The following is a 24,834-nucleotide window of genomic DNA, read 5'->3' as shown; positions in this document are numbered from 1 at the left end:
TGCCGCCTAATTATTTTTCAAGCTTAGGACCTTTACACCGTCTGCAGCTCTTCCTTCAGGTGAGCGGGAATTTTGACCAAGTAAATATGAGGCGTTCCGCTTCTATCCGAATTGTAGACGACATAGCTGCCGTCAGGACTGAACGAAGGATGCGGGTGAGACCACTGCGGATGGGAGTTAGAGCTTTCCGGGTAGCATAATGTCGCATATTTCTTGGTGCCTACATGAATCAGCTGAATCCCGTTGTCGGGCCAGCTTGTGTCGGATACCATCCATTGGCCATCACGACTGCTGGCAGCGTGCCAGAAATGCTCCCCTGTTGCAATGAGCTCCGGTGCCTCATCCCCTTCCCCCATTACGGCAATTCCGTGACACTGTTTTTCAAGATTACTCATAATTTTGCCGGTATTACCCAGCCACATCCAATGCCCATTGCCAAAAGGTAAGTCCAAAGGCCTTGGATTCGTACCATCTTCGTTGATAAGCCATATATTTCTATTCTTATCATCAGGTCCATGCTGAAATGCTACAATTTTGGCTTCAGCTGGCTCGCACTGGGTATGGGTAATAGAATCGGATTCATAAATAATCGCCGCTGCTTTTCCATCCGTCGTATATCTGAGGATAGCTCTTCTCCCGTTCTTAAGCGTTGCATCCGTAAAGTACACACGCCCGTCGCTGCTCATGCTCGCGTTAATTGTAGTGCCAGCCGTGTTGGAGCTCAGTCCGGTTGAAGGCTGAATACCGTCGATATAACCTACTGTATCCACACTATAATCGCTCATGGATACTTGGCGAAGCTCACCGTGGCAAACGTAATACAACCACCGACCGTCAGGCGATACGACAGGACTGCCGGCTTCAGCATCATCCGTTAGCTGAGTTAGACCTGTTCCATCGATTTGAACCTTAAAAATATCTACTTTCGAGTCTCGGCTCGAAAGAGCACACGTCTGAAAAACAAGCGTTTGAGAATCCGGAGTAAAGGCATTGACATGAAAATACAGTTTAATATTGACGCAGGGGAATGAGGTGAGCTGTACGGTCTCTGCGCCTGTTCCTGCATCTCGAAAAAATCGTCTTTCAAATGAATAACTACGTCCTCTATTCAAAATTAACACTCCCGCCATTCATTTTATGTCTAAGCCTCGTCGTGATCTAAAGAGGAGCAGCGGCCTATTTCACGCCGCTCTCCCTCGTCCATGCTGCTCTGTGTACGGAAAAGCACCATTTTGTTCCAGCAGCAGCCCGCCCGCTTATTTATTTTTGGATTTGGCAAAAATTTCAGCGAATTCCGTCAGCACTTTATCTCCGCCCGCTTTCTTCCAATCGTCCTGCACTTTCTTCCAACCTGCTTCATCAATTTTGCCCATAATAAATTTGACCGCACCATCCGAAACGATTTTCTTTAGGTCATTGCTCTTCTGGCTCCAGGTCGCGGATTCAAAGTATAAAGGAAGCGCCGGATTGACTACAGCAATTTTCACGTTGTCAGCAATAGCCTTCTTTCCTTTGGTAGTCAGTGGATCTTCACCTGTGATCCCCAGCTCCTTCGAGCCATCATCAATTCGCAGCTCGCCCAGGCCAAGCGTATCGGTATTAAAAGCATCATCACCAATCATCTTTTCCACTTTTCCATTCACCAACTTGTATTGCTTGCCTTCGAGACCCCATGTCAGCAAATTCACAGCATCCGGCTCCTGCAGTCTGTCGAAGTAAGCCAAGATAGCTTTCAGCTCCGCTTCTGTTTTTACGGAAGATTTAGGGAACAGGAACACACCCGTATAGCCCGGCTGAGCCCAAAGTCTTTGACCTTTCGCGCCGTTTATCGTATCGAGTATGCCTACCTTCGCTTGCGGATTAATCTTTCTCAGCTCCAGCTGACTTTTACCGACATCGTCAAACAATCCCAGATTAATGCCTGCTTTGCCCTGATTATACAAAGCATTCATTTGCTGCTCTTCCGTCACGACAAAGTCCTGATTCATCAGCTTCTCATCGTACAACCGCTTAATGAACTTCAACGCATCCAAATATTCATTGGTCATAAAAGCCGGCGTGAATTGACCGTTCTCTTCCTTCCAATCATTCGGAGCGCCAAACCATGAAGCGATATGCGGGATCAAATAACCCTGCCCGTCCTTGAAGGCAAGTACACCGTAAGTATCGTCTTTGCCATTTTTGTCCGGGTCATTTTGCGTAAACGCTTTCATTACGTTGTAAATATCCTCAGGCGTTTTCGGTTCTTTCAGATTCAAATTTTCCAGCCAATCCTGCCGGTACGTGACACCAAATCGCGCAAGCGGCCTAGATCGGTACAGGCTGTAGGTTTTTCCTTGGATCTTGGTGCTCTCAAATTGCAGCTTGCTCAGGGCGCTCAAGTTTTTGTAATCCTTCAGATAAGGCCCGATTTCCCAGAACATCCCCGATTTGATGGCATTGACCAATGGGGGTGCTGAGGAGTTTAGCGCCAGCAGCACTTTAGGCAGGTCGTTTGATGCGATGGAAACGCTGACCTTATCGTCATAGGCCGAGCGCGGCACCCAGGTCATTTCAATCTGTGTATTGGTAATTTCCTGAAGTTTTTTCCAAATATCATTTTGAGCGGTAGGCGGTTGAGGTGTGTAATAAGTAGCCATGATGCTTAGCTTTAAAGGAGGCTGCTTCGCGTCGGTCGCTGCGGGTGCCGATGGTGCGGGGGATGAGCTCGCTGCTCCTCCTTCCGGCTTCCCCTGACTTCCACTGCAGCCTGCAATCAACATCGAAAGCGTAACGAATGAACAAACGACGGCATGAGCTTTTTTCATTGCGGCTCTTCCTTTCTATTCCTCATATATTATCCTTTTATAGACCCTAACAGGACACCTTGAGCAAAGTGCTTTTGCAAAAATGGATAGACCAGGATGATGGGAAGTGTAGCTACAATAATAACGGCCATTTTGACGGTTTGGGGCGGGATGACATAAGCGGCCTCCGATGCAAAGCTTGCATCGCCGATCCCTCCCGAGGACATGATGACAATTTGACGCAGTAAAATTTGAATAGGCCATTTGTGGGAATCGTTAATATAGAGCAGCGCACTAAAAAACGTATTCCAGTGCGATACCGCATAAAACAAGGAGAACGTTGCAATCGCCGGCAGTGATAGCGGCATGACGATTTTCCACAAAAGGGTAGGATCGTTGCAGCCATCTATTTTTGCAGATTCTTCATACTCCACCGGGAGCTGCTTGAAAAAGTTGATCAGAATAATCATATAAAAGGAGTTAATAGCTCCAGGAAGCCACAAGGACCAATACGAGTTCAACAGCCCCAACGATTTGACGACCAGGAAGCTTGGAATGATGCCGCCACTGAATAGAAGGGTGAATACGACCAACAGCATGATCACCCGTTTGCCCTTAACGTTACGCGACAATGGATACGCCATCATTAAAGTCATCAGCATATTGATAAATGTGCCGACAATCGTAATAAACACCGTAGTCAGCAAGCTACGAAGCAATGTATTCTCGGAGAAAATAAAGCGGTACGCTTCAAGCGAGAACTGCTTTGGGAACAGAATGAATTTGCTCTGCAGTACTTCGGTTGCTGAAGCAAGCGATCCTGCCAAAATATGAAGAAACGGAAATAACGTTAACAAAGCAAGCAATGTCAGTAAAGCATAGTTGCCGATATCAAATATCGTGCCTGATATGGAGCGTTTGTGCAACTCCGGTCACCCCTTTCCTGCAGCGATTACGGACTCAATACTGTTAATACACGCCTTCCTCCCCCGCTTTGCGAGCGATATAGTTCGCCGCAACGACCAAGATCAGCCCGACTACCGATTTAAACAGCCCTACCGTAGTTGAATAACTGAATTGCCCCTGTGTTATCCCGTTGGTGTAAACATAAGTATCGAACACCTCACCTACCTCACGATTTAAGGCATTGATCATAAGCAGCATTTGTTCAAAGCCGGTGTCCAGAAAATGCCCAAGCCTCAGAATTAAAAGAATGACAATCGTGCTTTTAATAGCTGGCATCGTGATATACCAAAGCTGGTGCCAACGGCTGGCACCGTCAATTTTGGACGCTTCGTACAAGGAAGGATCTACTCCTGCAAGCGCTGCCAAAAAGATGATCGTACCGTACCCCGTCTCTTTCCAGATCACCTGCAGCGTTACCATCGGTCTAAACCATTCCGGTGCCGTAAGGAAATTGATCTTCTCTGCCCCAATCCCGGCAACCGCTTCGTTGACAATGCCGCCTTCCGTCGTAAACATCACATACGATATCCCGACAACCACAACAATCGAAAAAAAGTGCGGGATATAAATGAACGTTTGCACTGTGCGCTTAAACCATTGAATGCGAAGCTCATTTAACATCAGAGCTACAATGATTGGCAGTGGGAAGAACAGCACGATGTTGTAAACAGCTAGAATGGCTGTGTTGCGAAATAAATCCCAGAAGATCGGATCCGAGAAAAATCGGGAGAAATGCTCCATCCCAACCCATCGGCTGCCCCAAAAACCAAGTGCTGGTTGATAGTCCTGAAAAGCGATCAATAAATCCCACATGGGTAGATACTTAAACAGTAAAAAGTAGATCAGTCCGGGCAGCAGCATTATGTATAGCCAAATATTTTTTCCGATCATTCTTCTTAACTCAATACCGACTGGTTTAACTGCCGCTGCTTTAACATTGGATTCGATTTGTACCACCCCCTTTCCTTCACCTTTCCATGCCTATCATAGTTCGCATCTCGATGTTCAGTCTATAATCTTCAACCAACCTGATGATAATCCTAGGCTAGATCGCCACCCCTGCTAATCGATAATCATTTCATGAGATAGTGCTCATTTACCGACCTGATAGCATGTTGAAGAAGCCCAGGCTGTACTCTGCAGACAAATAAGGAATCCATCAACGGGGTAGATTCCAAGCTCTAGAGAATATAAAGAGCCCGCCATGATGGCGGGCCAATTTAGAAAAGCCTGGAAGGCAGTTGATAACGAACATCCGTTATCCCTACCGTCGAAAGGTTATTTCGTGCTGAACAAAAAAAAGAGACCCAGCCAACGGGGCCAGGTCTTGAAGTGTTTATATTAAAAAGGGGGTCTTGGTTATTATAATACACAAGAAACATGTTAAAACGATAACAGAATTATTTCAGTTGTGTAACAAATAAGAAAACGCTTACTATCTATATTTAACACTTAATTGAGAAAAGCTATCAAAACAATGAAAAAACTTCTCAAAACGATGATAATAGCTCTCAAATCAACGATAAACGCTCTCAATTAAAGTATTTGCCAAAATTCCGGACTTGACGTATAATCCGAACATAATAAATTTTAAACTTAGGCAGGTGAACATAGATGAAAGAGTACGATTACCATCATCTACATCATGTAAAAGAACAATCCAAATCGAAGAAAACGCTATGGGTAACACTCATCCTAACTTTGTTTTTTACGATCGTGGAAATTATCGGAGGTATTCTCTCCAACTCGCTCGCTCTATTATCCGACTCGGCCCATATGATATCCGATGTGTTAGCGCTAGGACTCAGCATGGTAGCCATTTATTTGGCCACTCGCCCTCCTAATGCCCGGTTTACATTCGGCTATTTACGTTTTGAAATTATAGCTTCCTTCCTGAACGGACTAGCTCTCGCAATTATTGCCATAGGTATTTTCGTCGAAGGAGTTCGCCGATTCTTGCATCCCGAAGCGATTGATTTTAAGCTTATGCTCATTATCTCTTCCATTGGTCTTGTGGTCAATGTGGTGCTGACTGTCGTATTAAGCCGCAGCATGAAGGAAGAAGAGAATTTGAACGTCCAGAGTGCCCTGTGGCACTTTATCGGGGATTTGCTCAGCTCTGTGGGTGTTATCATCTCTGCAACGCTCATATATTTTACTGGCTTCCAATGGTTTGACCCGCTGATCAGCGTTGTCATTGGCGGTATCATCTTTACCGGCGGCTGGAAAATTATCAAAGAATCCTATTTGATTCTAATGGAATCCGTACCGGATCGATTCAATCTGGATGAAATCCGAAATGATATCGCCAATGTGGAGGGCGTTGAAGACGTGCATGAAATGCACTTCTGGGCCATTTCCTCTGATCATTATTCCTTGACCGCTCACGTGTTTATCGATAATAAAATACAACCGTTCTGCATTATATTGGCCATAAACGAAACTTTAAAAGAAAAATACGGCATCGAGCATTCCACGATTCAGATGGAAAATGCCAATATTCATCCTCATGGAGAATATGGCAAAGAATTTTTACGGCATCAAGAGGAAGAAAAGAGTAAGCTTGTGCACACATAAAATCACGCGACTTTCATTTAAGCAGCAGCACCCTCATTCTTTGAATGAAGCTTACGCTTCACGCTCAGAGCGAGGGTGCTGTTTTTATTCCTGCTTATGCTGTTATTTTATCAACCTTGCAGCACTATCTTTCGTACCAGTAGCCTTTAATTCCTTTTTCCAAGCGTACCAACGCTTCCAGATAGTAGTAGTCGCCCCAGATCATATAATCATCCGGCGCATTGTTGCCGCGGACATGGTATGAACCGTGCTCCAGGAAGCCTTCGGCGTCCGGCTGCCCGATAGTTGCATAACCTTTGATAAGTCCCTTCAAGGAACGCTCCAGTCCTTCTTCCAAGAACTTACGATCCTCATCATCCGCATCCAAATGCGATAATAATTCAATTATCCCTGCAGCCGTAATGGCTGAAGCAGAGCTGTCCCGTTCGGTTCCTTCATGAATCGGAACGTTGAAATCCCAGTACACAACATCATCCTCAGGAAGTCTTTCCAAGAAATAGCGAGCCATTCTTTTCGAGGTTTCAAGGTATAACGGATTTTTCGTATAGTAGTAAGAAAGTGCAAATCCATACACGCCCCAGGCTTGACCGCGCGTCCAAGTGGAACCGTCCTGATAGCCTTGATGCGTGCCGCCACGAATCGCCTCGCCATTCTCCGGATTGAAGTAGAACGTATGGTAAGAAGAATCGTCTCCACGCACCAAAAACCTGCGAGATTTGTCAGCATGCTTAATCGCAACGTCTCTATATTTCTCATCGCCCGTTTGCTCATAAGCCCAGTACAGAAGCGGCAAATTCATCATGCAGTCGATAATGATTCTTCCGCCGTTTTGAGGATCATCTTTAGGTCCCCAAGCTTGAATGAACTGACCTTCCTCTCTCCAGCGAGTCATCAGCCAATCCGCAGCTTCGATTGTAAGCTGTTTGGCCGCTTCATCGCGTTCAATGATCCATTGTGCTTTAGAAGACAAAGAGTATAGGAAACCGATATCATGATGATCGATATGACTTTTAGCATCCATCCGTTCGCGGAAGCTCGCTACTGTTTTCTCAGCCGCTTCCTTAAATGCAGGATCACCTGAATATTCATAGCACAGCCACAAGATCCCCGACCAGAAGCCGTCAGTCCAATCGGTATTATCATTAAGTAAGTAATGCCCGTCTTTGCTGACATGCGGGAATTGACCGTTATACTTCTCAATATTCGCTCTGGTTTTTTGAACTGCATCTTCAATAGCTTGCTGCCACATACTCATTCTGATCTCTCCTCATAATCATTTTCTTCGTTGTTATCAACAGTTTCGATGATGAACCTAAAGCTTTGTTACGGTAGACTTTCGTACAATAGGAGTTAATGGAATTTTGATTTCGTGACCGTCGTGATCTGGCAGCTGCGGCTCCCGCTCAAGCTTCTCTTCTTCTCCAAGCTGGCGAAGCATGAGACGGATCGCCAATTGAGCTTGCTGACTGTATGGAATATCGAGAGTTGTCAGCTGCGGATAACAAGAGGAAGCGATGATGTCGTTATTGATTCCGTGAATCTTATACTCCACCGGTACCCGAATTCCTTGCTCAATAGCTGCCGACATGAAACGAAGCGCTACCAAATCGTCGAAAGCAACAATGCCTACTGGCCCCTCGCTCCCACTCATTTCCTTTGTCATCCGCACAAGTTCCTGCATAGGCTGCTTGTCCGCTTCAAGGACATAGGAGGGAATGTTACCTTCTGCTTGGGCAACTCCTTCTCTAAACCCTAATAAGCGCTGGTTATTCGTCTCATGAGCTCTTGCTCTTTCCAAATAAAACAGCGAGCGGCAGCCCTGCTCTAATAAATGTTTGACCGCCATCCTGCAGCCTTCGGCAAAATCCAGATTGACAGCGCCTACAGCAATATCTTCCGGCCAATTCCAGCCATTGAACAAGACAAGAGGCGTACCATCGCTAACAATTTGTCTAGTCGTTTCCGTAGACATCGCAAGACCATGACAGAACAATCCGTCTACCCTACGCTGCAGAAGCACCTCCAGATGCCGTTTCTCCATGTCAGGATCGTACCCCCCCGCGGAAAAGACAGACATATGGTAGCCGAACTTATGCGCTGTACGCTCCATCTCCTCTGCAAATAGCCCGTAATAACCGATGAAGCCCGGTACTATTAAACCAAGCTCATAGGACTTTTTGCGGCTCAAGCTGGCAGCCATTACATTCCGGCGGTACCCCAGCTCCTCGGCGGTTTTCTCCACCTTACGGATCGTTTCCTCTGACATCGGCACCTTTCGGCGGTTCAATACATTGGATACCGTGGCTATGGAAACCCCGGCGGCTTCTGCTATGTCTACGATCGTAACGGAACGGTGTTTGCTCATAGCTTACTTCCTTTAATTGTTATTTAAACGTTTCAATTAAAACGTTTAAATAAATTGTATTCAATAAATATCTTCCCGTCAATCCCTTTTTTCTATTGCCGCCTTCCCATACGAAAAAAGCCCCCCAATGAGCGATAAGCTCATCAGAGGGCTCCCTATGAATAAACAATAAGACTACATACCAAGCCAGTTTTTGAACAATTGCTTTGTAGTATCCAAGTTCATTGCAGCAATTGAAGTTGTCAATGGAATGCCTTTAGGACAAGAGCGCACACAGTTCTGCGAGTTACCGCAGCCCTCGATACCGCCATCTTCCATCAGGGTTTGCAGACGCTCAGCTGCATTCATCTCACCTGTTGGATGAGCATTGAACAAACGCACTTGAGAAACGGCTGCTGGTCCGATAAACGTTGTTTTATCGTTTACGTTTGGACAAGATTCCAGACAAACGCCACAGGTCATACATTTGGACAGCTCGTAAGCCCATTGACGTTTGGATTCCGCCATACGTGGTCCAGGACCCAAATCGTAAGTACCATCGATAGGAATCCAAGCTTTAACACGTTTCAAAGCGGAGAACATACGCTCACGGTTAATAACCAAGTCACGAACAACAGGGAATGTGCTCATTGGCGCGATACGAACCGGCTGTTCCAGCTTGTCTATAAGTGCAGAGCAAGCTTGGCGCGGCTTGCCGTTAATGACCATCGAACATGCGCCGCATACTTCCTCCAAGCAGTTCGATTCCCAACATACCGGCGTCGTTTTGCCGCCGTTAGCATTAACCGGATTCCGCTGCACTTCCATCAAAGCACTGATGACGTTCATGTTAGGGCGATACGGGACTTCAAACTCCTCGGTATAAGGCTTGCTCTCTGGCGAATCTTGACGGGTGACGATGAATTTAACCTTTTTGTTGGTCGTATTCGTTTCTGCCATGATTAATGTCCTCCCTTCTTGTCAGTCGAGTAGTCGCGTTTACGCGGCTTGATGAGCGATACGTCTACATCTTCCCATTCGATAGTCGGGCCATCTGGTGTCCATTTGGCTTTTGTCGTTTTCAAGAAGTCTTCGTCGTTACGCTCAGGGAAATCTGGCTTATAGTGCGCGCCACGGCTCTCGTTACGCAGCAAAGCACCCAAAGTCATCGCATGGGACAGCTCCAGCATGTTCCACAGCTGACGTGTGAACGCTACGCCTTGGTTGTTCCAACGAGCCGTATCCGTCATGCTGATATTGCGGTAACGCTGTTTCAATTCGTTGATTTTGGCAATGGTTTCTTCCAGCTTCTTGTTGTAACGAACAACCGTCATGTTGTTAGTCATCCACTCGCCAAGCTCTTTATGAAGCACGTAAGCATTTTCTTTGCCTTCCATTTTCAGCAAGCCTTCGTATTTGTCGGTTTGCTTTTTCTTCTCACGGTCGAAGATGGAAGAGGAAATATCATCTACATGCTTGTTCAAGCCTTTAATATATTCAATAGCTTTAGGACCTGTAATCATACCGCCGTAGATCGCAGACAACAGCGAGTTCGCTCCCAGACGGTTAGCACCGTGGTATTGATACTCGCACTCACCACAGGCGAACAAACCAGGGATATTGGTCATTTGGTTAAAGTCAACCCACATTCCGCCCATCGAATAGTGAACGGCTGGGAAAATTTTCATTGGAATTTTACGCGGATCGTCGCCCATAAATTTCTCATAGATCTCGATAATACCGCCTAATTTAACATCCAATTCATGCGGATCTTTATGGGAAAGGTCAAGGTAAACCATGTTTTCGCCATTAATACCAAGCTTCTGGTCAACGCAGACTGCGAAAATTTCACGAGTCGCGATATCCCGAGGCACAAGGTTTCCGTATGCAGGATATTTTTCCTCAAGGAAGTACCAAGGCTTACCGTCTTTATAAGTCCAAATACGACCGCCTTCACCACGAGCAGATTCAGACATCAAGCGCAGCTTGTCATCGCCAGGAATCGCTGTAGGGTGGATTTGAATGAACTCACCATTTGCATAGTTAACGCCTTGCTGGTAAACCGCACTTGCTGCCGTTCCTGTGTTAATAACGGAGTTCGTTGTTTTACCGAAGATGATACCAGGACCACCGGATGCAAGAATAACCGCATCGGCACCGAATGTCAAAACTTCCATGCTGCGAAGATCTTGAGCAGACACGCCACGGCAAACGCCGTCGTCATCAATTACCGCACCAAGGAACTCATAATGCTCGTACTTCGTAACAAGACCGGCGGTTTCCCAACGGCGTACTTGCTCATCCAATGCGTACAGCAATTGTTGACCTGTTGTTGCGCCTGCAAATGCCGTACGGTGATATTGTGTTCCCCCAAAACGACGGAAATCAAGCAAGCCTTCCGGCGTACGGTTAAACATAACGCCCATCCGGTCCATCAAGTGGATAATACCCGGTGCTGCGTCACACATTGCTTTTACTGGCGGTTGGTTCGCAAGAAAGTCTCCGCCGTAAACTGTATCGTCAAAGTGCTCCCAAGTGGAGTCACCTTCACCTTTCGTATTCACCGCTCCGTTAATACCGCCTTGTGCGCAAACAGAGTGGGAACGTTTCACAGGAACCAAAGAGAACAGGCTTACGTGAACCCCGGCTTCTGCGGCTTTAATGGTAGCCATTAACCCGGCCAAACCTCCACCGACTACGATAACTTTTTGATTAGCCATTGTTGTTCACTCCTCCTTAACCTTTAGTCATCTGCGGCACGCTTTGGAATTCCGGATTAACAAACGCGCTCAGAGACATGATAAACATGATCGACATAACAACGAAAACAACCATCCAGATAACGGTGGATACCCGTTGCGCCCGTGGACCGATCGTAATACCCCAGCTAACTAGGAACGACCACATACCATTGCTGAAATGGAATACCGCGGACACAATCCCAATACAGTAGATCACGAAGAATACAGAATTGGAAGCGATGTTATGCATTTGGATTCCGATTTCATCTTGCGGCAAGCCCAAAGTGATTTGAAGACGTGTTTGGAAAAAGTGAAAAGCGACGAACAAGAAAGTGATTACACCAGTAACCCTTTGCAAGAAAAACATTTGGTTACGGAAATAACCATAGTTGGATACGTTATTCCGCGCTGTGTAAGCGACATACAAACCGTATACGGCATGATACAACAGCGGAAGCCAGATCCCTACAATTTCTAAAAGCAGCATTAAAGGCAGATCATGCAGCCAATTCACATGTTCCATGAACTTCTCAGGGCCTTTAGTTGCCGAGTAGTTCGTCAGAAGGTGCTCGATCAGAAAGAAGCCGACCGGGATTACACCAAGCAATGAATGCAGCTTGCGTGAAAAATACGAATTACGAAACATTGAAATCCTTTCCCCCCTCAAAAGTATGTAGATTGTTCACATCTTGACAAACCATTTTCCATTGTACTCCCGCAAGAAACAAGCGTCAACATGATTCGCTACGCCTATTTTCCATGAATCGACAAATTTTTATGCAGTCCTGTTGAAAAAATGTGAACGATCAGTGACATACACCATAGTACTCCATTATCGCTTATAATGGAAGTGCTGATTATTTATATACTCTTATTCATTTTTGACATATGCTATAAACTTAATCACAATATGAACCATTTTTTCGAAAGAAGGGATTTTTTTGCTGGAAAATATCGATATTTTCGCCAAGGTTGTCGAGCTGGAGAGTTTGAACAAAGCATCTCAAGTGCTCAATATATCCCAGCCCGCCCTTTCTCGTAAAATCATGAGGCTGGAAGAAGAGCTCGAGGTAGATCTTTTCATCCGCAAAGGCAAACGCCTGGAAATTACTCGGGCAGGCCAAATCGTTTACGAACACGCTATCGAGCAGCGGCATCTCGAAAGAAAGCTGATGCGCTCCATCGAGGAATTCAAAACAACCATTAAGCCAGCCAGCATCATTATTGGTGCCAGCCTGACAACGCTCCAGTCCACACTACCGGATCTAATTACGATCTATACCAAGAATTATCCGAATACCGACATTAAGGCAGTCACAGGCAAAACGCACGAAATCGTCCCTATGGTAAAAGAACGGAAAGTGGATATCGGTCTGGTCGCTTCCAAGATCGAGCATCCCGGGCTAAAATGCGTGCCTTTGTTTGATGATCATCTATGCCTCGTCCTGCCGCTTGGACATCCTTTTGTAGATAAAGCTTCCATTGAAATCAGCGATCTGCACGAGCTGCCTATGATCTTATTTTCTCGCGGAACCTGGTATCGCATATTAATGGATGAAATGTTTCATCGTTATGCAATCCAACCGGACGTTAAGATGGAGATTGACTCATTCGAGGCGATCATCCGTCTTGTATCCACCTGCAAGACAGCGACTTTGCTGCCGGAATCATACCTGCGAAGCAACCTGGTCAAAGATAACGAGCTGGTCGTCCGTTTCATTCCTTCATTAGAGCAAATGACAAGAACGACCTCCCTGCTATTCACAGAAGAGGTCGTCCATCATCCTTCAGCAGAACGTTTTATAGAGAAGGCCAAGGAATTTTTCAGACAGCCGGTTTAGGGTCGGGATTCAACCGTTCGGCGGCGGTTTCCTTCTTTTCGTCGATACCGAGCTTCTTGGCGACAAAGGCGGTTGTTCCTGCCTGCAGCAAAATAGTTAAGAGTACGGCCAAGAATGTAACGGAAGAGATTACATCGGCGTGCTGTACTCCTAGCCCGGCCACCATGCCTGACAGTGCAGCCGGGATAACCCCCGTCTCACGAACCCAGAACATGAACACGATCTCTCTCCAGCTCCACTTGGCTCTGCGGTCAGGAAGTGTGCAGACCAGCACGGCCAAGGGTCTGGCAATTAGCATAAATACAGCGATGATAGCCAAACTTGGCCACAAATGCGCCCAGATCACTTGAAAATTAACCTGGCTCCCCAGCAGAATGAAGATCAGCATTCGCATGATCACCGTCATGTTTTCACTGAAATGTCCCATTTCATGCAGCTTATCGTTCATATCCAGCTTGAACACATCCGAGTTGCCCCACACAAGGCCAGCCGCAAAGGTTGCCATAAAACCGCTGACATGCAGTGAGTCTCCTACCCAATAGGAACCCAGAGCCGTTACGACAAGAGCTATTGTAGCATAGTCACGGAACCATCCGAGCTTCAAATGAGCGGTTATGAAGGCCAACACTATTCCAATCACCGCTCCAACGACGATACCGCCTACTGCCGTAACTAAAAACTCCTTCACACTAGCCGCAATGGAGAATGACTGGCTCCCTGTAACGATAGCCAGCACAGTAAACGTTAGGATCGAACCCGTTGCATCATTAAACGCCGACTCGCTTTCTACGGTCTCTCTAACCTTTGGGCGGATCGTCACCTGCTTGAAGACGGGTATCAAGGTAGCTGGATCGGTAGAAGATATTATGGCACCGAGTAGGATGGCATACAGCAATGGAATGCCTAGAAACCAATGAGCCGCGATGGCGACGACTCCGCAAGTAATTAATACGCCGGGCACACTCAAGAGAGTGACGGTTAACCACACCTTCTTGAGTCCTGACAGCCGTATATTCCGTCCTCCATCAAACAAAATCAGTACGGAGCCGATAGTTAGAATGAACTGATTCGTCAACGAGCTGCTAGTCTCGGACACCCAATGCAATCCTTGTCCTACGATGATGCCTGCAATGAGAAACAAAGCGACGTCGGGCAGCTTTAATTTCCCTGCAATTCTTCCGAAAATCATTCCTACTGTAAGAATTAATATTAACAATAGCAATATATGATGGACTATTTCCGTGACGTCGTTTGCCATTCTACCTTTCACTCCATTTGCCCCAGATGAGCAGCTTCTCCATTAGGTCGGCTATCGGATTACTTCGCTCTCGAACAAATCAATTTGCTCGTTTGTTCCTATTATAACCATAATATCTTGTTCATCTAACGTATCCACAGCCGTCGGGGCAATAATAACCCCATGCTTCTTATTGATCGCCACAACGCTGCACCCGTATTTCGCCCGTGGATCAAGCTCCTTGAGCGTACGGCCAGACAACCGTTTAGGCACTGACAGCTCCGCGATCGTGTAATCCTTGGACAGCTCGATGTAATCAAGCAGGTTCGGGGAGACCAACTGGTGCGCTACCCGGATCCCCATATCCCGCTCCGGGAAAATAACCCTGTCTACTCCGATTTTGTTAAGCACTTTCCCGTGAAGCTCGGAGAGCGCCTTCGTTACGACCATTTTTACACCAATGTCTTTAAGCAATATAGCTGTCAAAATACTCGATTGAATATCGTCTCCTATGGAAACAACCGCACAGTCGAAATTCCGGATACCGAGCGAACGCAGCACATCTTCATCCGTAGAATCTGCTACCACGACGTGCGTCAGCACATCGCTCATTTCCTCTACAGCCTCTTCGTCCTTATCGATGCCGAGCACCTCATATCCGAGCTCTACGAGCTCCTTAGCCAAACTCGATCCGAATCTCCCAAGTCCAATTACTACATACTGACTACGTTTCATTTCTTAGTTTTCCCCTATCCGATGGTAATTTTCCCTTCCGGGTATCTATATAGTTCTTTTTCCGTTTTTGGCCCGAGAGCATATGCTAGCGTCAATGGACCTAAACGGCCTGCAAACATCATTAAAGCAATCAATATTTTACCGATATCGGTTAAATCCGTGGTCATTCCCATGGTCAAGCCCACAGTGCCGAAGGCGGAGGTGACCTCGAATAAGATCATCAGGAACGGATGGTTCTCCGTTGTGGATAAGATCATCGCTACGAAAATAACCATAAACAAGGCGATCATCGTTAATGTTATAGCTTTCAGAATGCGGTCTTTACCCAGACGGTAATGGAACAGAACGATGTCTTCTTTTCCTCGTACCATGGCTATCATCGCACCAATCAGCGTGGTGAAGGTAGTCGTCTTGATACCGCCCCCCGTCGAGCCCGGTGATGCGCCGATGAACATCAAGATAATCATGAAGAACTGTGTCGCCTGCCGCAAGCTTCCCAAATCCACTGTATTGGCCCCTGCCGTCCTAGGGGTGACGGACTGGAAGAATGCCCCCCAAATTTTCCCGCCCCAAGTTAAGGAGCCTAACGTTTTGGCATTACTAAATTCAAATATGAAGATAACCAAGGCACCGACTACTACGAGTAGCCCTGTTGCGCTCAACACCACTTTGGAATGAAGCGACAGCCGTCGATGCTTCTTATAATCCATCACATCAGCCATAACCACAAAGCCCAGGCCGCCTAAAATAATAAGGCCCATAGTAACGACATTCACTACAGGATCATTGACATACGAGGTGAGGCTCGTGAATGGACCGTACACAGACCCGAACAAGTCAAAGCCTGCATTGTTGAAGAACGATATGGCATGCCAGATGCCAAAATAAATTCCTTTCGCAGGTCCCAGGTCGAGCGACCATCGAATGGAGAAAATAACCGCAGCAACCAGCTCGATCGTTAAGGAGTAGCGAATAACCTTACGAATCAGACGAACGATCCCTTCCATGCTTCCCTGATTCATTGCCTCCTGCAAAATTAACCGCTCTTTTAACGAAATTCTTTTTTTCAAGGCGAAGGCAAATAACGTTGCCATCGTCATAAAGCCAAGACCGCCGATTTGAATCAGCAGGATAATAACGATTTGTCCGAATTTCGTGAAAAAGGTTCCTGTGTCCACAACAACCAGCCCCGTAACACAGGTTGCGGAAGTTGCCGTAAACAATGCATCCAAGAAATCCAAAGGACGGCCTGTCGCCGAAGCGATAGGCAAGGACAGCAGCGTTGCTCCGACCAGAATAATTGCTGCAAAGCCGATAACTAATATTTGTGGCGGCGTAAGTTGAAATCTCTTCGTTACGGGCTTCATCATTCACCTCAGTTTTCGATTTTCAGACAACAAAAAAAGACACTGGAAACCCAATGCCTTGTATAGGTTCCTGTAACAAAGCCTACGAGGTTAGCTGACGGATTCGGACGCACAGGTACCCTATCAATTCCATCTCGCGATAAATGGAATCGAATTCACCCCTTACTACAAATGGTTCCCCCGTTTTCAAAAAGAAATTCGGCTTTTTATTCAATTGATATGAATTATAATGTTCTTTGCTTGTAATCACAAAGTCGCTTTTGCTCGAAAACAAGTAATAATCGGATTATTAGAATACTTGTCATGAAGCAGGTGGAGCTGTCGCTCTGCTTTTCGACGATTTTCCCCTCCTTGCTCTTAATTTCATTGGATTTTGGCTGGGCATGTATGCTAAGTTTAATGAATACAATGACATATCCTCACAAATTTATATTTTATGTGTAAGCTTCTAATCCAAAGTAAGGAGACATTTCATGGTAAAACGTCAAGTGGATTTTTCTCTTGTAAAGTTAGCAGTAATTGGCATTATCCTGTATGTATCCATAGCTATCGCAGCTTCATGGCTGCAGGACGAGCCTTCAGGGCAGGAGGCGGAATCAACGCTTCCCTCTATTACAAAGCAGCAGGCAGCGGATGCAGCCGTTCGTTTTGTTCAGGAGCGTTTCGGGCTGTCCTCTGATTACCGTACCGGCACTCTGTTTCAGTCGCATTCCGATAGAAGCGGCTATCTGCAGAAGGAGAAGCTGCTCGATGATTATGTTAAACAGTTCACCGCCTATCCGATCGATTATTACGAAGTGGAGATTAATGATAGCTCCAAGCTTATCACCTACTATGTGGACGTTAACTTTGCAAACCTGAGTATCATGGGCTGGAATGCGTACACTGCCCCTTCTGCCAAGAAGGAGACTGTCTCAACAGGAGCCGTGGATTCGAAGTCTATAGCGGAAAAAACATTGAAGGATCAGAGTTATGTGCTGTCCGAACTCACCATGATCAATCAAGCACCTCCAGCAGAAGAGCAAAAAACCGCTACACGTGGCACCGGTTTTATCTATGAAAGCAATAATAAACAAATCGGAGACGCCAAGCTGCGCCTAAGTGTGACCGTAGATAGCGGAAAGGCCGTATCGTTCCGTTCGTATTTTGCGATCCCCTCTTCGTTCACCGACTGGAAGGAACAGCAAAACGATAACGCCTCCAAAATGACACGAATAAGCCTTGTAGCTTCCCTAATCATGGCCGCTTCAGCTTTATTCATTGTCATCCGATACAGGAAAGAATTGACCTTTCGTCGCGGGCTCTTTTTGACTGTGCTATTTCTCGGTATTTACATCGGCAACAATTTTAATATGATTCCTGCTTTCCGAACTATGCACTCAAGCGGTCCCTCCCAATGGGAAGCGATGTTTAACGTTTGGTTTCTTAATATCGTGATTGCGATTATGGCGGTCAGCGTTTACTTCTCTTTTCAAGCAGGCCGGCATATGTGGCAGCGCCAGGGCTGGATTACATGGCCTGTCTGGAAGGATGCCTCCTTCGCCTCTCATGTGCGAACATCGATGATTCGAGGCTATCTGCTCTGTATTTTTATATTGGCTGTTCAGCAAACCTTGTTTTTCATTGCAGGAGAATACTTTGACGTATGGGCTGTCAATGATCCTGCTGACTCTGTACTGAACATGACTTGGCCAGCTCTATTTCCTTTGATGGCATGGGCCGCGGCCATTTCCGAAGAAGCCATTTACCGTTTATTCGGCATCGCCTTCTTCCTGAAGCTGGTGAGGAACCGATTCCTAGCTGTGCTGCTGCCAAGCATGATATGGGCGCTCAGCCACACCCAGTATCCTATCTATCCAGTCTATACGCGTTTTGTCGAAGTAACGATTATCGGAATCATCTTCGGTTATGCCTTTTTGAAATACGGCTTGATGACCGTACTCTTCGCCCACGCATCGATGGATAGCATACTCATGGGCCTGTCGCTGTTTGATATGAACAGCACTCCGCTAATTACAGCAGGTATATTCTATATTCTCTTCCCTGGCCTAATAGGCTTAGCTGTCGCTTGGCTCCATGCGAAAATAAAGGGGAATCCGCCGATCCTGAATCCGGATCATTAGACTCCCCCTGGTTTTCATGCTATTGCAAGCTAATTAGCTGCCCGTAGCCTGAATTATTCGGTTGAATTAATCGATTGTTCATCTATCTCGTTCAGTTGATCGGCCTGAGAGGACTCTCCCTCTGCTTCACCGTTTAGCGAACGCAATATTTGAGTAGCTAGCTTTTCCCCGATTCCAAGAGGCCGGAATTCGTCTACACCGGCTTCTTTTATTTTTTTTAGCGAGCCAAAATGCTTCAGCAGCGCCTTGCGGCGCTTCTCTCCGATCCCTGGAATTGAATCGAGCGTGGAGACGATCATTGACTTCGCACGTGTTTCGCGATGGAAAGTGATCGCAAATCGATGCACCTCGTCCTGGATTCTTTGCAGCAAATAAAACTCTTGGCTGTCTCTAGGCAGAGGTACGATCTCTGGCGGATCTCCCATCATCAGCTCTGCGGTTCTATGCTTGGCGTCCTTGACCAGTCCGCAGACAGGAATATAGAGTCCAAGCTCGTTCTCAAGCACATCAACAGCAGCTGATATTTGACCTTTACCTCCGTCAATAACGACAAGATCGGGCATAGGCAGGTTATCCTTAAGTACCCTTTCATATCTCCGTCGTACAACCTCTCGCATCGTTTCATAGTCGTCTGGACCTTGAACCGTACGGATTTTATATTTGCGGTATTCCTTGCGATCCGGTTTGCCGTCTGTGAACACAACCATGGCTGATACTGGATCGGAACCCTGTATATTCGAGTTATCGAATGCCTCAATCCGGTGAATGACCCCCGTGCCAATCCATTCCCCTAGATTTTCTACTGCTTTGACCGTACGCTGCTCATCTCTCTCAATAAGCCGGAACTTCTCCTCCAGACCTACACGGGCATTGTCACAGGCCATATGAACCATATTTTTCTTCAAGCCGCGCTGTGGGATATGAACCTTCACCTTAAGCCAGCTCTCCAGAGCTTCCTTAACGTCTGTTTTCAAGCTTTCGGCATGCACGCTGATGTCCTCATCTACCAAGACTTCAGAAGAAACGTCTGCAGTCGTTTCCTCCTGCTCACCCTCTTGTTCCGGCTCTCCTGGGAGGAAGACCTCCCGTGGCAGCGCAGGGTTGTCGCTGTAATACTGGGTAACGAACGAAACAAAATCCTCGTACTCTTCCCCATAGTAAGGGAACATTGACGCTCGTCGCTCGATTAGTTTCCCCTGACGCATGTACAAAATTTGCACGCACATCCAGCCCTTATCTACGGCATAGCCGAACACGTCACGGTCCACAACATCGTTGGTCGTAATCTTCTGCTTCTCCATTACGGCATCAATATGGACAATATGATCGCGCAGCTCTTTGGCCCGCTCGAAGTTAAGCTCTTCTGCCGCCTCATGCATTTTGCGGGTCAAATCCTGCTTAATCTCATCGTGACCGCCATTCAAAAAGCGCGAGATCTCCTGTACCATACGATCATACTCTTCTTGGGCCACTTCATACTCGCACGGTGCTACGCACTGGCCAAGATGATAATACAAGCATACACGGTCCGGCAGCGTCTTGCATTTGCGAAGCGGATACAGACGGTCGAGCAGCTTCTTGGTCTGCTGAGCGGCAAATGCGTTCGGGTAAGGTCCGAAATATTTGCCCTTATCCTTGAACACCTTGCGAGTGACCTCGAGCCGCGGATGCTTCTCGTTTGTAATTTTGATATACGGAAATGACTTATCGTCCTTTAGCAGTACGTTATAACGCGGATAATATTTTTTGATCAAATTACATTCAAGAATAAGTGCCTCGACATTACTTCCCGTTACGATATATTCAAAGTCAGCTATTTCGTTCACCAGGGCTTGCGTTTTGGCGCTGTGGCTCCCCGTGAAATAAGAACGGACCCGGTTACGAAGCACCTTGGCCTTACCGACATAGATCACCTTATCTTCTTTATTCTTCATCAAGTAACAGCCGGGCTTCTCCGGTAAAAGCGCCAGCTTGTTGCGGATCGCTTCCGTTCGCCGTTTGCGCTCCTGCTCCTCTTCTTGCATCGTCATCGCATTCATAACCCCTTTCCAACAGCCAACTCCCATGAACATGACGGGCGTATCCATTCTTAAATTAGCAACAAAAAAGCTCTTTTTCAGCATAGCAGAAAAAGAGCTTTTTCTCATTAACAGTTTTCGTTAGAAACTGATTATTGATTGCGAGTTACAACGTTTTTCAAAGCGTCCTTCGATTGGAAACCTACTACTTTATCTACCGGTTGTCCATCTTTGAACACGATCAATGTAGGAATGCTCATGACTCCGAAACGGGAAGCGGACTCCGGATTGTCATCCACGTTCACTTTAGCGATTTTCACGCTGTCCCCCATTTCTTGATCAAGCTCTTCCAATACAGGCGCGATCATTTTACAAGGTCCACACCAAGGGGCCCAGAAATCAACAAGAACCGTACCGGATCCTTCAACTTCATTCTTGAAAGATTGGTCCGTTACATTAACGATAGCCATTGTATGTCTTCTCCTTCCACCGGATAAAATGTTGTCAACATGTAAAGTATACCACAATGCCCCCCATTTTCAACCGCTCATCACACCCTCCATCTGTTTCCATCTGTCGATAGTAAATCCATATCAAATTTGAAAAAACGTCGCATAATTGTCACTTTCACATGCTTTACAATTATCTTCGATTTTGGGTATACTATTCGTAATTAGGACTATGCACAAGACTTTCCTACGGAAACTCTTAAGGAGGAAATCAATAATGAGCGATCCAAAACACCCAGAACTTCACGTTATGGAAGAACCCACCAACGACTTTCTGGACGTTGCACTCGCATTCGGCGCATTTTTCGGTGTTCTTCTGCTGATTGCTGTAGTCGCAACTGTTATTCAGGTTATGACACGCTAAGAGGTTATCAAAGGTCTGTCCTGCTGCTGAAGCAGCGGGGCAGGCTTTTTTATTTCAAATTATAGTTACTCTTAGAGCATTTCTAACTGCTGCATGAGGTGATATACATTGAAATAACCTCTCAATGAAGCAATTTTATCTTCTTGAATCGTAAATATATCTACACCTTCAATGGAGAATCGATTTCCCGTAGACGGAAATCCATTAAATGGACCTTGGTTTGTCCCACTCATCACCCACTCGGTAAACGCTATTCCCTCCGGCTGAACGCCCAATCTGCCAGGTTCAAAGCGCAGGTCAGGAAAGGCCATCCACAAGCTTTTGGCATACATGCCTATCGCCTTACCTATCAAGGGGACACCTGTAGCGCTGTCCTGATAGCTCCCGCCCTCAATAAAAAGTCTGATTAACTCATCCTCATCATGCCGGTTCCAAGCTTCTATGTACTTTTGAATGACTTGATCGCCTTTATCCGTCATACGCTCCCTCCCCTATTTTGACCATTAGAATCCTAGTTATTAATTACCCATTAATGGACCATTTTGACAGGACAATAAATATCTTTAGCTTGATACTTCCTCTCTGCTACATATTCAACAAACTTCCAAAAACATCCTTTTTTACACAACAAAAAAACCGATCTGCAGCTGATGCCGACAAGACCGGTTCTTCACTTCTATTTAACTGCCGCGCTTGTTATATCCATTAACCAGGACGACATCGACAAAAGGCCGGATACGATCCATAATTCTCCGCCCTTTGAATTCCTCGTCCCCATCCTTGCTGGTGAAGCTAAAATGCTGCTCCAGTGCTTTTAGATCATGGTTCGATGTGAAAAAAGTAGGCTTCCTGTTCATCCGGTAATTCAATATGGCCCCCATGACGTGATCGCGTAACCACGGGTTCAAATTCTCAGCCCCAATATCGTCAAACACCAACAGATCCGTTTCCTTTAGAACATCAATCGTTTCCTTTAGCTTCATTGGGTCCTGGAACATCGCCTTTAAATCCTCGGCAAAATCAGGCATGTAGACGATTGCTCCTGTATACCCGCTCTTCGCCAGCTCATGAAGCATGTAGCACATAAGAAACGTTTTGCCGGTTCCGAAGCTGCCAGCCAAATATAAGCCCTTCTTCTGCAGCCCTTCCTGCTTCGTCTGCAAAATATAGCTGATCAACAGGTCGACCGCTTCCTCCCGGTTCGGATCTTTATCAAAAATTTCAGTTGACGAATATCCTTGAGAAAGCGCCTGCTCGTCTACATAGAAGCTGCGAATACGGCTTCGAATCGCGTCCTGCGATTGCTGGGACACAAACTTTTTGCAGGATACTTTATAGTCGTACAGCCGAGGTCCTTTGTCAGATTCCTCTACGGACAGCATCGTATAGTGTCCTGTGAAATCATTCGGACATTTGTCCAGCCCCGGGCAGCGGGAGCATGTGTTATGCTCGGTCACATATTGATACAGTCGGTTCATATTGATCTTTATCGTGTAGTCATCGAGCATCGGATATTTGGCGCGAAACTTTTGCACCAATGGATCAGCCATGATCTGCTTGATCTTCTCTTCCGCCTGCTGGCGGTATTTAGGATTAGGCAACGACCTCAACATTTCGCCGAGTGATTCCATGCCATGCTGCACCCCTTCCCCGTCTTATAGCTTGCCGTCGAGCATTTGTGCTCTGCGGCGCATTGCTTCTCGTTCCTCTGCCGTACGCTGGTTCGCCGTTACCGGATTGTCTCCCACAACTGGAAGCTGCGGCTTCTGCTTGCCTCCACGTACGCCACCACGCTGGTTGCCTGACGCAGCAGCCGGTCTTGTTCCTCCACGCGATGATTTGGTTTCCTTATACTTGTTCTGCTCTCGAATATACTGTACAGCCTGTTCGTATGTGCCAACCTGCTTCGCCAGCATATCCGTAACACTGAACTCAATGGATGCCTTGGACCAGGAACGTTTGTTTACATATAAATAATGAATGAGAACGTTGATTACCTCTTCACTTAACCGGTAGTTCAGATCCACCTTGGATAAAGTATCCAGCAAGCCGTCCGGAACTGTTCCTTTGGAGAAAATCTTTTCCAAAAGAAATGTGTAAGGCTCATTTCGCAAAATGTAATTATATTGATGCTGGTTGCATTCTCCTTGGAATATATCCGGTACCTCCAGATAAAATTCCATCTCGACCGCCTTGTCCCCTGCTTCTTCAGACGGTACTGCCGATTCCGCTGACGCTGCTGCCCGTCCCTGCTCAACACGAGCCATATAGCGTGTGCGTTCCTCGGTGCGCTTCTTATCCTGACGAAACACGGCGTTCGCTTTATGCTGAAGCACTTCTAGGGCAACTTCTCCATCCGGGTCAAACACGCCGTCCTCATCCAGCAACCGGCACATGTCCGTTAAATACAAACCGTATTTCTTGGCTACAAAATTAATTTTGGCCATTTGCTCAGGCTCGTACTTGAGCCTCTCCACATACGCCCGATTCACAGACCCTCTCGGAAAATGCATAATAATATCCGAATACTGGAATCCTTTAATGACGACCTCCGGTCTCTCCGCAGGCTTAGAGGCAGCCGATTCGAACAAGGCCTGCTCCAGCTCGTAATCTACAACTTGGGTATTCAAGCGGAACAGCTCATAGAACGGTACCGACAAATTTTCCGAGTTAGCTTGTCTCAGCTCGTCCAGATCCGGAAGCACAAGCTCATCCTTCAACGAAAATACCATATATTTACCAACCTTATCGCGTAAAAGCAGCGTCAGATGCTGGTTTTTGAAAAACTCATTTGGCGAAAGTGGAGCATACAGCGTGTATTCGTACACATAATCATCCGATGCCTCAACGAACCTCCGGTTCGTTCTCAACAGCCCTATCGCCTCCAGCTTGGACGTTTGTTCGATGAAAAACTTGCGTCCCCGCTCTCCGCCCTCCAGCTCTAACGCCAAGAACAGCTTGCGCTGCTGCTCCATCAAGGAGCACCCTACCTTGTCGGCAGGCAGCTGCTGAAACAGCGTATGATACAGACTTATCGCGAACGCGCCGACCATAGGCTGATAGATGGTCGATAACATCTTCAAATCCAAGCTGCTTAATGAAAAATCACGTATAACATAATAACGATGATACTCCGAAAAGTGCAGCAAATTCGTAATCCGCATTTACTCAATCCCATCTTTGGTCTAACGTATTAACCTCCATTTTACCACATAAATCGACAGCT

The 24,834-nt window shown here is 46.5% G+C and carries 21 protein-coding genes and 1 riboswitch; of the genes, 4 read left to right on the top strand and 17 right to left on the bottom strand.

Features of this window, described 5'->3' with window-relative positions:
- Positions 1-32: 32 nt before the first annotated feature.
- The 4 genes from BP97_RS0100710 to BP97_RS0100695 form a co-directional block, all read right to left on the bottom strand.
- Positions 33-1,112 (bottom strand): PD40 domain-containing protein, encoded by a 1,080-nt coding sequence (locus tag BP97_RS0100710; protein ID WP_028547395.1) that lies wholly within the window; start codon positions 1,110-1,112, stop codon positions 33-35.
- Between the two features lie 144 nt (positions 1,113-1,256).
- Positions 1,257-2,807: an extracellular solute-binding protein gene (locus tag BP97_RS0100705; protein WP_028547394.1), complete on the bottom strand. Its 1,551-nt coding sequence runs from the start codon at positions 2,805-2,807 to the stop codon at positions 1,257-1,259.
- 29 nt (positions 2,808-2,836) lie between these two features.
- The gene (locus BP97_RS0100700; RefSeq protein ID WP_028547393.1) at positions 2,837-3,712 is read right to left on the bottom strand and encodes a carbohydrate ABC transporter permease; all 876 of its coding nucleotides are present in this window, start codon (positions 3,710-3,712) and stop codon (positions 2,837-2,839) included.
- Between the two features lie 43 nt (positions 3,713-3,755).
- The gene (locus BP97_RS0100695) at positions 3,756-4,643 is read right to left on the bottom strand and encodes an ABC transporter permease (protein ID WP_081823893.1); all 888 of its coding nucleotides are present in this window, start codon (positions 4,641-4,643) and stop codon (positions 3,756-3,758) included.
- Between the two features lie 723 nt (positions 4,644-5,366).
- On the opposite strand from BP97_RS0100695, the gene BP97_RS0100690 reads away from it, so the two are divergent.
- Positions 5,367-6,329, top strand: a complete 963-nt coding sequence (locus BP97_RS0100690; RefSeq protein ID WP_028547391.1) for a cation diffusion facilitator family transporter — start codon at positions 5,367-5,369, stop codon at positions 6,327-6,329.
- 124 nt (positions 6,330-6,453) lie between these two features.
- Here BP97_RS0100690 and BP97_RS0100685 read toward each other — a convergent pair whose 3' ends face one another.
- The 5 genes from BP97_RS0100685 to BP97_RS0100665 form a co-directional block, all read right to left on the bottom strand.
- The gene (locus tag BP97_RS0100685) at positions 6,454-7,584 is read right to left on the bottom strand and encodes a glycoside hydrolase family 88 protein (protein ID WP_036745298.1); all 1,131 of its coding nucleotides are present in this window, start codon (positions 7,582-7,584) and stop codon (positions 6,454-6,456) included.
- 57 nt (positions 7,585-7,641) lie between these two features.
- A complete protein-coding gene (locus BP97_RS0100680) occupies positions 7,642-8,694 on the bottom strand; it encodes a LacI family DNA-binding transcriptional regulator (RefSeq protein WP_028547389.1) in 1,053 nt (350 codons plus the stop codon).
- Between the two features lie 174 nt (positions 8,695-8,868).
- Positions 8,869-9,633 carry a succinate dehydrogenase iron-sulfur subunit gene (gene sdhB / locus BP97_RS0100675; RefSeq protein ID WP_028547388.1) on the bottom strand — a complete coding sequence of 255 codons (765 nt, stop codon included), beginning with the start codon at positions 9,631-9,633 and terminating at the stop codon, positions 8,869-8,871.
- A 2-nt stretch (positions 9,634-9,635) separates the two neighbouring features.
- Positions 9,636-11,393: a succinate dehydrogenase flavoprotein subunit gene (gene sdhA, locus BP97_RS0100670; RefSeq protein WP_028547387.1), complete on the bottom strand. Its 1,758-nt coding sequence runs from the start codon at positions 11,391-11,393 to the stop codon at positions 9,636-9,638.
- Positions 11,394-11,409: 16 nt separating this feature from the next.
- On the bottom strand, positions 11,410-12,060 hold the full coding sequence (locus BP97_RS0100665) for a succinate dehydrogenase cytochrome b558 subunit (protein WP_028547386.1): 651 nt from the start codon (positions 12,058-12,060) through the stop codon (positions 11,410-11,412).
- 298 nt (positions 12,061-12,358) lie between these two features.
- Between BP97_RS0100665 and BP97_RS0100660 the strand changes: the two genes are divergently transcribed.
- On the top strand, positions 12,359-13,255 hold the full coding sequence (locus BP97_RS0100660; RefSeq protein WP_028547385.1) for a LysR family transcriptional regulator: 897 nt from the start codon (positions 12,359-12,361) through the stop codon (positions 13,253-13,255).
- Here BP97_RS0100660 and BP97_RS34735 read toward each other — a convergent pair.
- The 3 genes from BP97_RS34735 to BP97_RS0100645 are packed head-to-tail and all read right to left on the bottom strand — an operon-like array spanning position 13,239 to position 16,594.
- Entirely contained in the window at positions 13,239-14,513 is a 1,275-nt protein-coding gene (locus BP97_RS34735; RefSeq protein ID WP_051620250.1) for a cation:proton antiporter, read from the bottom strand. The two genes, BP97_RS0100660 and BP97_RS34735, sit on opposite strands and share 17 nt — an antisense overlap.
- Positions 14,514-14,564: 51 nt before the next feature.
- Positions 14,565-15,227 carry a potassium channel family protein gene (locus BP97_RS0100650; RefSeq protein ID WP_028547384.1) on the bottom strand — a complete coding sequence of 221 codons (663 nt, stop codon included), beginning with the start codon at positions 15,225-15,227 and terminating at the stop codon, positions 14,565-14,567.
- A 14-nt stretch (positions 15,228-15,241) separates the two neighbouring features.
- The gene (locus BP97_RS0100645; protein WP_028547383.1) at positions 15,242-16,594 is read right to left on the bottom strand and encodes a TrkH family potassium uptake protein; all 1,353 of its coding nucleotides are present in this window, start codon (positions 16,592-16,594) and stop codon (positions 15,242-15,244) included.
- A gap of 64 nt (positions 16,595-16,658) precedes the next feature.
- A riboswitch (cyclic di-AMP (ydaO/yuaA leader) is annotated at positions 16,659-16,808 on the bottom strand.
- A gap of 259 nt (positions 16,809-17,067) precedes the next feature.
- Here BP97_RS0100645 and BP97_RS0100640 point away from each other — a divergent pair.
- A complete protein-coding gene (locus tag BP97_RS0100640) occupies positions 17,068-18,717 on the top strand; it encodes a CPBP family intramembrane glutamic endopeptidase (RefSeq protein WP_028547382.1) in 1,650 nt (549 codons plus the stop codon).
- A gap of 53 nt (positions 18,718-18,770) precedes the next feature.
- Here the strand turns inward: BP97_RS0100640 and uvrC are convergent, their stop codons facing one another.
- Positions 18,771-20,747: an excinuclease ABC subunit UvrC gene (gene uvrC / locus BP97_RS0100635; RefSeq protein WP_051620310.1), complete on the bottom strand. Its 1,977-nt coding sequence runs from the start codon at positions 20,745-20,747 to the stop codon at positions 18,771-18,773.
- Positions 20,748-20,887: 140 nt separating this feature from the next.
- Positions 20,888-21,205 carry a thioredoxin gene (gene trxA, locus BP97_RS0100630; protein WP_028547380.1) on the bottom strand — a complete coding sequence of 106 codons (318 nt, stop codon included), beginning with the start codon at positions 21,203-21,205 and terminating at the stop codon, positions 20,888-20,890.
- Between the two features lie 256 nt (positions 21,206-21,461).
- Between trxA and BP97_RS40050 the strand changes: the two genes are divergently transcribed.
- Positions 21,462-21,608, top strand: a complete 147-nt coding sequence (locus tag BP97_RS40050) for a YqzM family protein (RefSeq protein WP_156043104.1) — start codon at positions 21,462-21,464, stop codon at positions 21,606-21,608.
- A 71-nt stretch (positions 21,609-21,679) separates the two neighbouring features.
- Here the strand turns inward: BP97_RS40050 and BP97_RS38535 are convergent, their stop codons facing one another.
- The 3 genes from BP97_RS38535 to BP97_RS0100610 all read right to left on the bottom strand — a co-directional run bounded on the left by BP97_RS38535 (position 21,680) and on the right by BP97_RS0100610 (position 24,772).
- Entirely contained in the window at positions 21,680-22,087 is a 408-nt protein-coding gene (locus tag BP97_RS38535; protein ID WP_051620249.1) for an ester cyclase, read from the bottom strand.
- Between the two features lie 201 nt (positions 22,088-22,288).
- Positions 22,289-23,239: a primosomal protein DnaI gene (gene dnaI / locus BP97_RS0100615; protein ID WP_028547379.1), complete on the bottom strand. Its 951-nt coding sequence runs from the start codon at positions 23,237-23,239 to the stop codon at positions 22,289-22,291.
- Between the two features lie 24 nt (positions 23,240-23,263).
- Positions 23,264-24,772 carry a replication initiation and membrane attachment family protein gene (locus BP97_RS0100610; RefSeq protein WP_028547378.1) on the bottom strand — a complete coding sequence of 503 codons (1,509 nt, stop codon included), beginning with the start codon at positions 24,770-24,772 and terminating at the stop codon, positions 23,264-23,266.
- Between the last annotated feature and the right edge of the window lie 62 nt (positions 24,773-24,834).

It is taken from the genome of Paenibacillus sp. UNC451MF (assembly GCF_000686845.1).
GTDB lineage: Bacteria > Bacillota > Bacilli > Paenibacillales > NBRC-103111 > Paenibacillus_S.
Note: the sequence above shows the minus strand (reverse complement) of the source record. Positions and strands in the feature narration are given on the sequence as shown.